General features: G+C 33.0%; 10 protein-coding genes. 1 reads left to right on the top strand and 9 read right to left on the bottom strand.

Going from position 1 to position 11,705, the window contains the following annotated elements; translation table 11 throughout:
* The first annotated feature begins 40 nt into the window (after positions 1-40).
* A complete protein-coding gene (locus tag DK508_RS07885; RefSeq protein WP_109300200.1) occupies positions 41-3,343 on the top strand; it encodes a VCBS repeat-containing protein in 3,303 nt (1,100 codons plus the stop codon).
* A gap of 27 nt (positions 3,344-3,370) precedes the next feature.
* On the opposite strand, the gene DK508_RS07880 is transcribed toward DK508_RS07885, so the two are convergent.
* From DK508_RS07880 to gldG, 9 genes are all read right to left on the bottom strand, one after another.
* Positions 3,371-3,748, bottom strand: a complete 378-nt coding sequence (locus DK508_RS07880; RefSeq protein ID WP_109300199.1) for a hypothetical protein — start codon at positions 3,746-3,748, stop codon at positions 3,371-3,373.
* A gap of 72 nt (positions 3,749-3,820) precedes the next feature.
* Positions 3,821-4,363 (bottom strand): acyl-CoA thioesterase, encoded by a 543-nt coding sequence (locus DK508_RS07875; RefSeq protein ID WP_109300198.1) that lies wholly within the window; start codon positions 4,361-4,363, stop codon positions 3,821-3,823.
* Between the two features lie 11 nt (positions 4,364-4,374).
* Positions 4,375-4,743 carry a 6-phosphogluconate dehydrogenase gene (locus tag DK508_RS07870; protein WP_109300197.1) on the bottom strand — a complete coding sequence of 123 codons (369 nt, stop codon included), beginning with the start codon at positions 4,741-4,743 and terminating at the stop codon, positions 4,375-4,377.
* A complete protein-coding gene (locus DK508_RS07865; protein ID WP_109300196.1) occupies positions 4,740-5,885 on the bottom strand; it encodes a serine hydrolase in 1,146 nt (381 codons plus the stop codon). The genes DK508_RS07870 and DK508_RS07865 overlap by 4 nt, the downstream gene beginning before the upstream one ends.
* Before the next feature lie 10 nt (positions 5,886-5,895).
* Positions 5,896-6,234 (bottom strand): hypothetical protein, encoded by a 339-nt coding sequence (locus DK508_RS07860; protein WP_109300195.1) that lies wholly within the window; start codon positions 6,232-6,234, stop codon positions 5,896-5,898.
* A 12-nt stretch (positions 6,235-6,246) separates the two neighbouring features.
* Positions 6,247-7,596: a DNA recombination protein RmuC gene (locus DK508_RS07855; RefSeq protein WP_109300194.1), complete on the bottom strand. Its 1,350-nt coding sequence runs from the start codon at positions 7,594-7,596 to the stop codon at positions 6,247-6,249.
* A gap of 93 nt (positions 7,597-7,689) precedes the next feature.
* The gene (locus tag DK508_RS07850; RefSeq protein WP_160114601.1) at positions 7,690-8,430 is read right to left on the bottom strand and encodes a DUF2927 domain-containing protein; all 741 of its coding nucleotides are present in this window, start codon (positions 8,428-8,430) and stop codon (positions 7,690-7,692) included.
* Positions 8,431-8,458: 28 nt separating this feature from the next.
* On the bottom strand, positions 8,459-9,205 hold the full coding sequence (locus DK508_RS07845; RefSeq protein WP_370443836.1) for an ABC transporter ATP-binding protein: 747 nt from the start codon (positions 9,203-9,205) through the stop codon (positions 8,459-8,461).
* 102 nt (positions 9,206-9,307) lie between these two features.
* On the bottom strand, positions 9,308-11,704 hold the full coding sequence (gene gldG, locus DK508_RS07840; protein ID WP_109300191.1) for a gliding motility-associated ABC transporter substrate-binding protein GldG: 2,397 nt from the start codon (positions 11,702-11,704) through the stop codon (positions 9,308-9,310).
* Position 11,705 lies beyond the last annotated feature (1 nt).

The raw sequence follows: 11,705 nt of genomic DNA, 5'->3' as shown, positions 1-11,705 counted from the left end.
TCACATACTGTTTTTTTGTTTTTTAAAAAATTGGAATTGTATGTTAAGTAAATGGGTAAAATTTTTTGTTATTTCACTATTACTGGTGGGTTGTACACAGAAGGAAGAATTAATAAGCGAAAAGATTTTTACTAATCTTGTTCATTCAGATACGGGAATTGATTTTAGTAATACCTTAACCGAAAATGATTCTTTAAATTACTTTACCTATTCCTATTTGTATATGGGAGGAGGAATATCGGTAGGAGATATAAATAATGATGGACTTAAAGATATTTACTTTACAGGGAATCAAGTTTCTAATAAATTATATCTAAATAAAGGTAATCTCAAGTTTGAAGATGTAACTGAAAAAGCAGGACTATCTGGTGATAGTAGATGGTATACAGGTGTGACAATGGTAGATATTAATGGTGATGGATTCTTAGATATCTATTGCTCTGTTGGAGGTAAGTTTGAGCCAAAACAGAACCAATTATTTATAAATAATGGAGACACTACGTTTTCTGAAAAGGCAGCGGCATACGGTTTAGATGATATTGGTAACAGTGTACAAAGTACTTTTTTTGATTTTGATAAGGATGGAGACTTAGATGTATATGTTGCGAATTACCCTCCTACAAGTTTTAATGCACCTAATTTTTATTATTCTTTTAAAATGAAGAATATTAAGGATCATGAAACAGATCATCTTTATAGAAATGACGGCGATACATTTACGGATGTTACGGAAGAGGCAGGTGTTAAAAGTTTTGGCCTTACTTTGAGTGCTACTGTTGGAGATTTAAATAACGATAGTTGGCCAGATTTATATGTGTCTAACGATTTTAGTACTCCGGATTATTTATACATTAATAATCAAGATGGAACTTTTAAAGAAGTTGTAAAAGAAGCAACGGCACACACAGCCTTTTTTGGAATGGGGGCTGATATAGCAGATTATAATAATGATGGAAACCTTGATGTTTTTCAAGTTGATATGGATGCCGAGTCGAATAGACGAAAAAAAGCGAATATGGCAAGTATGAATTCCAGATTATTTTGGAGTACAGTAAATTCGGGATTTCACTATCAATATATGCACAATTGCTTTCAACTTAATACAGGAATAGTAGAAAAAGGTATTCCCAAGTTTTCTAATGTATCTAGAATTACAGGAACATCATCTACAGACTGGAGTTGGGGACCACTTTTTGCAGATTTTGATAATGATGGGTATAAAGATTTATTTATCAGTAATGGTACTAGACGAGAAATTAATAACAATGATTATTTTAAGAACTTATCTGATTCTAAAATTAATAAAGACAGTCTTTTACAACAAAGTTTAAACATACCTTCAGAAAAGATAGACAACTTTATGTTTCAAAATAAAGGCGATTTAAGTTTTGAAAAGGTAAATGAAAAATGGGGTATTCAATATGAAGGATTTTCTAATGGCGTAGTGTATGCCGATCTTGATAATGATGGAGACTTAGAAATAATTACTAATAATATAGATGATTATGCTTCGGTTTTCGAAAATAGAAGTTCGAAAAACAGTAATTATATTTCGATAGGGTTCAAAGGAAATTCGCAAAATAAATTTGGATTAGGAGCACGAGTTTATATAACAACAGATGCAGGAACCCAAATGCAAGAATTAACATTGTCAAGAGGTTTTCAATCCTCTGTTGCTCCCGAGTTACATTTTGGTTTACATACGGCTAGTACGATAAACGAATTAAAAGTGGTTTGGCCTGATCAAAAATCTCAAGTACTACATAGTGTTCAGGCAAATCAAAAATTGACAATTATGTATGAGGAGGCATCTGCTAATACTTCTACAAATGAAGAATATAAAACTTTGTTTGTGTCTAATGAAGATGAGGTTTTCCCCGCGTACAAGCATACAGAAAATACGTATAATGATTTTGGAAGACAGGTGTTATTACCTCATAAAATGTCATCTTTTGGCCCTGCATTAGCTGTTGGGGATCTTAATAATGATGGATTGGATGATTATTTTGTTGGTGGAGCTGCAGAGCAATCAGGAAGCATGTTTTTTCAAACAGATACGGGTTTTGAAAAACAGGAAACACCGGTTTTCGAATTTGATAAATCAAATGAGGATATAGGAGCGGTTATTTTTGATGCTGATCAAGATGGAGATAATGACCTATATGTTGTAAGTGGTGGATATGAGTTTTCGCCAGATTCTGATTTGCTTCAAGACAGAATATATATCAATAATGGATCTGGTGATTTTAAGAAAGCAGATGAAGTAGCTTTGCCTAAGATGTTTACTAGTGGTTCGAGAGTATATAATATTGATTTTGATAAAGATGGTAAACAAGATTTAATAGTACTGGGTAGGCAGATACCTTGGCAATATCCAATGCCTGCTAATACTCATTTATTAAAAAATGTAAGTGAGAATAATACAGTGAAATTCGAAGATGTAACAGAGACTCATGCACCAGATTTTCTAAACCTTGGTATGGCAACAAGTGCTGTAATTACAGATTATAATAATGACAATTGGTTAGATGTTATTGTCGTTGGCGAGTGGATGCCAATTCGAGTGTTTAAAAATACTAAAACTGGATTTGTAGAGGAGTCAGAAGAATTAGGTTTAACAACAGATACAACTGGTTGGTGGTGGAGTATTGCCGAAGGAGATTTTGATGATGATGGGGATATGGATTACATTATTGGTAATAATGGATTGAATTATAAGTATCAAGCATCAGAAGATGAAACTTTCGATATTTATGTAAACGATTTTGATAAAAATAGTTCTGCAGATATTGTATTGAGTTATTATAATGAAGGAAAACAATTTCCTGTAAGAGGAAGACAATGCTCTTCTGAACAAATATCGGGTATCGAATATAAGTTTAAGGACTATAAAAGTTTTTCTGAAGCTACCTTAGTTGATGTATATACTAAAGAGTCGTTAGAATCTTCATTGCATTACCAGGTTAAGTCTTTTGCAAGTGTATATCTTGAAAATAGTGATGGTAAATTCATGATCCATAAACTACCATTAGAAGCACAAATATCATCGATTAATCAAACTTTGGTAGATGATTTTGATAAAGATGGGCATTTAGATGCTTTGATTGCCGGAAACTTATATGTTTCTGAAGTAGAAACACCTAGAAATGATGCCGGATATGGTGTATTTCTTAAAGGTGATGGTGCCGGAAACTTTACACCAATCCCTGCAAATCAAAGTGGCTTGTACTTGCCGGGGGATATAAAAGATATGGCAAAAATTAATGTAAAAGACACTCAGTATATAATTGCAGGTAAAAACAATGATACCTTGCAATCGATTAAAGTAGGTAATCTAGAATAAGCAAAAAAACTAAAAACTAGGAATTTACTACCTCTCTAAAAAACCGTCGGCTTCCCAATCTAGAATAATATCAATAGTTTCTTGAGGAAGCCTACCAGATGGAGGCATTACATTATTAATACTAGTAGAGACCATTCTTAATACTAAATCCCGATTTACACCAACAATTACTTCGTCATAATTCCTCATAGGAAAAGGAGCACCCTCGGTCAAAGGAATGGTATGACAACGTAAACATTGTTGATCAATAATGGCTTTTACATCGGCTTCATAAGTAGTTATCTTATTTGGGTTAGGATTTACATCTGGATCCGGATCTGGATCTGGAGTGTCATCACTACTACTGCAACTTGCTATAAATAGAACACAAGTAAATAAGACAAATTTATGGAGGGCATTCTTCATAGCTCGGGGTTTTTTATTGAAATATACGAAGATTCTAAGAATTGGTTATATAACGTAGGTTTAGAGATTTAATTATAATTCAATTTTGACCTTATATTCTTTTAATAATTCGATATGAGACTCAAATTCAAATTCAGAAGCTTTAAAACGATCTCTTCTTGCTTGTGCATCTTCTTTGCGTATGATACTTCTAACAAATCGACGTACTGCGGTTTTGTTTTCTAAAATTAAACCAGGAACAGGTACACTTTGCCCTTCACTGTTTTTAGAAACCATGGTAAAGTAGCTAGAATTACAATGCTTTACCTTTCCTGTTTGTATATTTTCTGATTCTACACGCACACCAACAACCATTGATGTATTACCAACATGGTTTACAGATGCTTTCATAGTTACGAGTTCTCCAACTTCAACAGGTTTAAGAAAATCTACTTTATCGACACTTGCGGTAACACAGTATGCTTCAGAATGTTTCGAAGCACAAGCAAAGGCAATTTGATCCATTAGCGATAAAATATATCCTCCATGTATTTTTCCACTAAAATTTGAATGAGAAGGGAGCATCAATTCAGAGATGATAACTCTAGATTCTTTGTTAGTTTTATATTTTTTCATACCACTTCATTTTATTTATTTCTAAAGTGCGGCGAAATTTCTTCAACTACATCAATAACAAAATACTTGGTATCTCCAAGCCACGAGATCTGACCAAATCGTTCTTTGTATTTGAGTTTTACATACCTGCCTTGAAATTTTTCGAGTTTTTTAATAATAGTTTTGTCTTTATCCTCTACAGAGAAACTAAATATTTGTGCACCAGAAATTCCTTGGCTAATTTCTCCTTCCCAGGTTTTGAAAACTACCCCTTTATTGCTGAACTTAATTAACTCACCACTTCTTGTTCCTTCACTATAACTAGCATAGTATACAAACGCATACCATCCTGCAAAAAGCGCAAGAATTGCTATAATAATTATCAATAATACTTTTTTCATAAGGCACTATATACTTTGGTCATAAATTCATCAATTTGATTAGGTTCTAACCATCTTGTTACTACTACCAAGTTTTGTTTTTGATCAATAACAATAAAGTTACCACCAAAACCGGCAGCATAATATATGTGTTCAGGGAGTCCTTCCCAATGGCGACTTCCTTTTTGATTTAACCACCACATAAATCCGTAATTAGGATTTGCTTGTGAGGGTTTAATAGCTTCATTAATCCAATTTTTTGATAATAACTGTTTTCCATTCCAATTCCCATTGTTTAAAAAAAGGAGTCCAAATCTAGCATGATCCAATGTATTGATAAACATTCCACCACCAGAATGTCCACCACCACTCACAGATTGCATTTTCATGCCATCTATAGTCACCCACGAATTGTCATATCCAAACCATCTCCATGTGGTAGAGGCTCCAATAGGGTCCATTATCTTTTCTTTTAAAATTCGCGGTAATGGTTGTCTCCATACATTTAATAAAGAATATGCTAATACATTTACTCTAACATCATTGTATTCAAAAACAGTCCCGGGTTTGTTTAATGTTCTCAGTTTCCAGCCATCAATTCCTCCTTCTCGAGGTGGTCGATCTGCCCAATCAAATCCTCCCCATAGTTGACCAGACCAATCAGAAGATTGAGTAAGTAAATGTCGCCATGTAATTTTTTTATTGTGCGCTCCATCAAAAGTATGATCCCAAACATGGGTATAGGTGTTAGTATCTACAGAAGGTATTAGTTTATGATCTATTGCAAGCCCAGCCATGGTGGATAAATAGCTTTTAGTAACACTAAAAGTCATATCTACACGATTTATATCGCCCCATTTGGCAATAATATACCCGTTTTTGATAATTAACCCAGCTGGACCGCCACGTTTTTTGGTGGGTCCCAAAATTTTATGATATGGTTCTCTTTCGAACCCTTTTACGATAGCCTGTCTTAGATCTTTGGCTCCAGAGTATTCATGCTCTTCTGCAAATTGAATCGCTTGATCAATTTTTTGCGAATTTATGTTGAATTCAGTTGGAGTTTTTTCTTCCCAATTTTGTCTGTCAGGAAAATAATTTTGTTGAGCATGTGTGATACATCCAATTAAAAATAATAAGATGAAGAGATGTTTTATTTTCATTATGTTATACTTATAATTTATTTTTCACAACTTTTCTAATTAATAAAAATAAGCCTACAACGAATAGCATAGCACCAATAAAAGAAAAAATATTAACTGCGGTAACTATGTACGAATACATGGTACTTTCCCATTTTTGATAATAAACAAATTGAATAAATAAGATTTTACCAATGATTGTAGACAAAATAATAATGATATTCCCTATAAGAATTAGAAGGCCATCTGTTTTGGCTCCTTTGTTCATTATATAATACGCACTAATAATTATAAATAATAGGGTAGGTATAGCATAAAGTAGTGCCATTAATAGCTGTATTATAATCTGTGATAGATCTATACCGTTCATATATAGTAGTTTTTAAAAATCGTTATCTTCGGTCGCTCTTTTGATAATGGTTTCGGGTAAAGATTTTTTGGCTTTGGCTCCCATTTTTTTAAGTTTCTCTACACTAGTGATTAAATTTCCTCGTCCCTCGACTAATTTGTTCATGGCTGCAGAATAGTCTTTTTTGGCATCATCGATTTTTTTACCAACTCCAGTTAGATCTTTAACTAATCCTTCAAATTTATCATATAAAGCTCCTGCTTGTCTTGCTATTTCAATCGCATTACGTTGTTGTTTCTCGTTATTCCACATAGTATCTATAGTACGCAATGTAGCTAGAAGTGTAGAAGGAGTAACAATTACAATGTTTTTTTCAAAAGCCTGATTATAAAGTTTGTTGTCTTCATTAATTGCAATAGCAAATGCAGGCTCTATAGGCACAAATAGCAATACAAAATCGGGTGATTCTATATCATAGAGGTCCTGATAATTTTTTTCTGAAAGCTGATCTACATGTCTTTTTAAAGCGTTAATATGTTCTTTAAGATAACCAGCTTTAAGAATGTCATCTTCTTCATTAACAAATCGTTCATATGCGGTAAGTGTTACCTTAGAATCGATAACCATTTTCTTATTATCGGGTAGATAAATAACTACATCAGGTAATACGCGTTCACCACTAGGTGTGGTAAAACTTTGTTGCACATAATATTCACGATCTTTCTCCAATCCAGATTTTTCTAATACACGTTCAAGTACCAGTTCACCCCAGTTTCCTTGCATTTTATTGTCACCTTTAAGCGCTTTTGTAAGGTTAGTAGCTTCTTTACTCATCTGTTCATTTAAATCCTTGAGTCCCAAAATTTGTTGACGTAAAGCAGCATGATAATCAATACTTTCTTTATGAGTTTGTTCAACCTTTTTTTCGAAGGTGTTGATTTTTTCTTGAAGAGGAGTAAGGATGTTTTTTATATTTTCTTTGTTCTGTTCTGTAAACTTGTTTGATTTTTCATCAAGAATTTTGTTGGCAAGATTCTCAAATTCTTTGGTGAATTTTTCTTGTAGTTTTTCTACTTCTTCTTTTTGTTCGGTATTTTTAAGTTGGAGGTTTTCAAACTGAGCATTACGCCGGGTGAGTTCTGTATTTATCAGATCTTTTTCTCTTCGGATTTCTTCTCGATCCTGACTAAGAATTGAAATTTGATTTTCAGAAGATTTCTTGAATTCATCAAATTGATATTGCAATTGAGTTGCTCTTTCCTGAACGGCACTTTCTTGGCTTTTATTTTTTAATGAAGCCACATATTTACCAATAAAAAAGCCAATAATGATTGATATTATAATTACCCCAACGGTAATAATGATCGGTGTGTATTCTGACATGAACTCTCTAATTTACTTTATTCAAAGATAAAGATTAGAAGTCAGAAAAGATTTATTTTAATCAAACTAATATCCTTAGGGTATAATGTTTTGCTATGGAGTTTTTAGAATACGAATTAATAGCGCCTCGACTTGCGTAGCATTTAATCCAATTTCCATGTCTGGGTGGTACAAGAGTTTAATAAGATCTTTATCAATTGTAGCATATTCGTTTGTTCTGGTCCATGCGGATTGAAAAATACTTTCTTGATATGTATTAGAATCTCTAGCCAACCCTAATGATTGTGTTAACTCTTCTCTAAGCAGATGTTTTTGTTCTACATCACTAGCACGATTAATGTCTACATACATATGACCGGTGTTAAGCGCATTGGCCCCATCCCAGAATATGCTAAACAATCCCCAATTATTAGCTACTAATGAAGATTGATTAGGGTATAGAGTTGCATATTCGTCACCGGTACCAAAAAACATGTAGAAATTGGATTGATTAACATCATCTACAATTTCAATTTTAAAACCATCTGATACCAAAGTGTTAAGTTCGGATACAATACGATCTAATTCCGTTCTTAGCCCTGCACTAGGAGTCCCGGCTACAAAAATTTTCATAGTCGAAGTCCATTTTCTAGTGATTTTACTTGCGTTACCAAATTCGAACCCTAACGCTATTGCTTTAAAATAAGTTACAACACTAAGTTGATAGTCTGTTAAGCCATTTTCATTGGGATTTTCAATTTCGGGAGGTAAAGAATTATCATCACTAGAACAAGAAGAGATAAATAAGGAAACGGCAAATAAGTAAACCAAAAATTTAAAATGATGAGGTCTCATAATATATGTTTTTGTATGTGTAATAGTCTTAATTTCTAACCTTGTATCTTCCTGATTTAGTGTCAAAAAGTATCAGGTCTTCAGGGAATAATCCCGAAAAAGCCCTTGCTTGTACTAATTCTTTAGGACGACCAAACTCAAACCCGTCTTTGTTCATAACGATCATCTTATCACATAATTGTATCGCAAAATCGATTTCATGAGTGGAGAATAAAATTGTTTTTTTAGTCTCGAACGCAAGACGTTTTAATAGTTTTAAGATATACGCTTTGTGATATATATCAAGATGAGTGGTAGGTTCATCAAGCATTATAAATGGTGTGTCCTGAGCAATGGCACGAGCGATAAGTACTTTTTGTAGTTGTCCATCACTAAGCTCAAAACATCGTTTTGAAACAAGATCAGATATATGCGTTACCTCGATAGCTTTAACTACTTTTTCAATATCTTCTTCGACCATTTTACCTACCCAATTTGTATAAGGTTGACGACCCAGAGCTACTAATTCTTGAACTGTTAAATTTTTTGAAGCAATTTGTTCGGTTAGGACAATGCTTAATTGAGAGGCCAACTCTATCGATTTATACGAATTAAGATCTTTGTCTGATAATACAACATTACCATGTAACGGTTGTTGTACCTTGGATAGGGTTCTTAACAGGGTAGATTTACCAATTCCATTAGCTCCTACTAAACCCACAAGTTCCCCTTCGTGTAATTTTAAATTAATATCTGCGGCAACTACATTTAATGCATTTTTGTCGCGATATCCGATGGAGAGATTTTCGGTTTTTAAAACAGTATTGAGGTTTTCGGGATCGATAGGGTATGATTTTAAAGATTTAGGCTTTCTATATCAAATATAGAAAATAGAATTTTAACCCGCTTTAATATACTTTTTCTTTCTGACCATAAAAAACACAAAACCAAAAGTTCCCAATAGAACTAAAGGCCCTAAAATATTAAGTATTTGTACAAAAGTTTTATTAGAAACAACTTTTTCAACATCAAGAAATGGTATTTCAATTTCTTTGCTTCGCACCTCAATTAAACCAGAATCATCCAATAGAAAATTAACAGAATTGAGTAAGAATTCTTTATTACCATATTTTAAATTCATGTATGGATCAAAACCTAACTCAATTGGCTGCCCTTGTCTAGTTTTATTTTTAATAACATCTCCATCGGCAATCACTATCATTTTTGTAGGCACACTTTGATCGCTATGTGATGCTATTTTAACAGGTTTAATTCTGTCTTTATATGTGGATTTAAATTCGCCTTCTAATAATACTGCCAGATTTTGAGGACCTTCGCTATAACTGCTAACATCTGGTTTTTGTCTAATAATGTCTAGTTTGATTTCCTTAGGAACACCTTCTAATTTCGAATTATTTGAACTGGTAAGTAAAATAGTTTTTTGAATATTGTTTTTGAGCGTATCTATCTGATTTGCAAATTCAAATTTTACGGATTCCGTATTTTTTACTATTGGATGATTACTATTACTTTTGGTTAAAGATTCATAAAACCACGGATAAGGAGTGAATTGCGTATTTTCACCTTGACCTGAGGCGAGTACTAATGGAGCCGAATATAAATCATTGACCAACACAGGGTTTACCCGTAAGCCATACGAAAATAATGCATCACCTAATCTTAAATCTTGCATTAATGCTACAGAAGTCCCTTCGGGATTCATAAGGCTATCAATTTCCATAGCAACCGATTCTACTAACCAGATGGATTTACCGCCTTTCATGATAAATTGATCCAAAACGTATTTTTCTTTTTCGGAAAAAGCTTGGGTTGGTTTTGCATTAATGATCATATCAAATTTTTGAAGATCATTAAGCGTTTTTTCGGGATTACCCGAGACTGAATCTAATGTGAAAGCGCCAACAAAATAATAGTCCTGAAGCGTTTTAATAAAATCGGCAATCATAATATCAGGCAACTGACCATTACCTTTTAAAACTGCAATTTTATGTCTTTTTGGGTGTAACAATTTAGTAAGTCCATCTGCAAAAGCATATTCTAATTGCTGTATAGAGTTGTTTACTCTTTCTTGCGATGTTGCTCCTATATTATTTTTAATTAAAGGAACTTTTACACTTTTGTTTCCATAACTCATGAGTGCCCAAGGCACAATAGTTTCAATTTCAGTTTTTCCACTTTCCTGCACACTTACTTCCATAGGTGTAAGTCCAAAACGTTGCAACTCTGAGATAGTCTCCGATCTTAAAACTTCCTCCTCGAGGGGATTGGTGAAAATGTATTTAATGTTCGGGTTTATTGCATTGAATTCTTCAAGTAGTTGTGCCGTTTCTTGTTGTAAACGTCTAAACTCTGAAGGAAAATCACCTTTTAATAATACATCAATAACAATAGGAGTATCTACTTCAGAAACTAAAACCTTGGTAGCTTCAGACAAGGTGAAACGATTATCATGAGTAAGATCAAATCTATTGTAAAAAGAGTTTCCTAATAGATTGAGGGATAAAACAGCAACAAGAGTAATGATAATAGGTTTTATCATCATCTTTTTACTTCCTTTTTTAATTGTTAAAATGGCTAGGATAATAAATAAAGCAATAATACTTATGAAGTAAAATATATCTCGTGTGTCAATAATCCCTTTACTAATTCTATCATAATGAAATTGCATTCCAAATTGATCAACACTATACTCAGTAGATGCTAGGATGTTGTAATCAGAAAGCTCACTAAAACTATAATAACAAAGAAAACATAGGAATACAGCTAATAAGAAAGCGATTATTTGATTTTTGGTAATAGCTGATGAGAATATACCGATAGCAGTATATGCGGCACTTAATAGAAGTATTGCAATATATGATCCAATGGTACTACCAATATCAATATTGCCCGTAGGTTTACTTAAAGTATTAATTGTTATAACATATAATAAACTTGGTATTAGTGAAATAACAATTAGTAACAAGCTTCCTAAATATTTCCCGCAAATTAATTGCCAGTATCGAATAGGTTTAGTGATTAATAATTCGAGAGTGCCTTGTTTTTTTTCTTCGGCAATACTACGCATAGTAACTGCCGGTATAAGAAATAATAATATCCACGGGGTAATCTGGAAAAAAGGAGAAAGATCAGCAAAGCCACTATCCAAGATATTGTATTGCCCTTTAAAAACCCATAAAAAGAGTCCATTAAGAATCAAAAATATCGAAACAACGAGATATCCCGAGGCAGAGGAAAAAAAAGTGCTAATCTCTTTTCTAATTAATGCAAGCATA

This window comes from Aquimarina sp. AU474 (assembly GCF_900312815.1).
In the GTDB taxonomy this organism is placed as follows: Bacteria; Bacteroidota; Bacteroidia; order Flavobacteriales; family Flavobacteriaceae; genus Aquimarina.
Note: the sequence above shows the minus strand (reverse complement) of the source record. Positions and strands in the feature narration are given on the sequence as shown.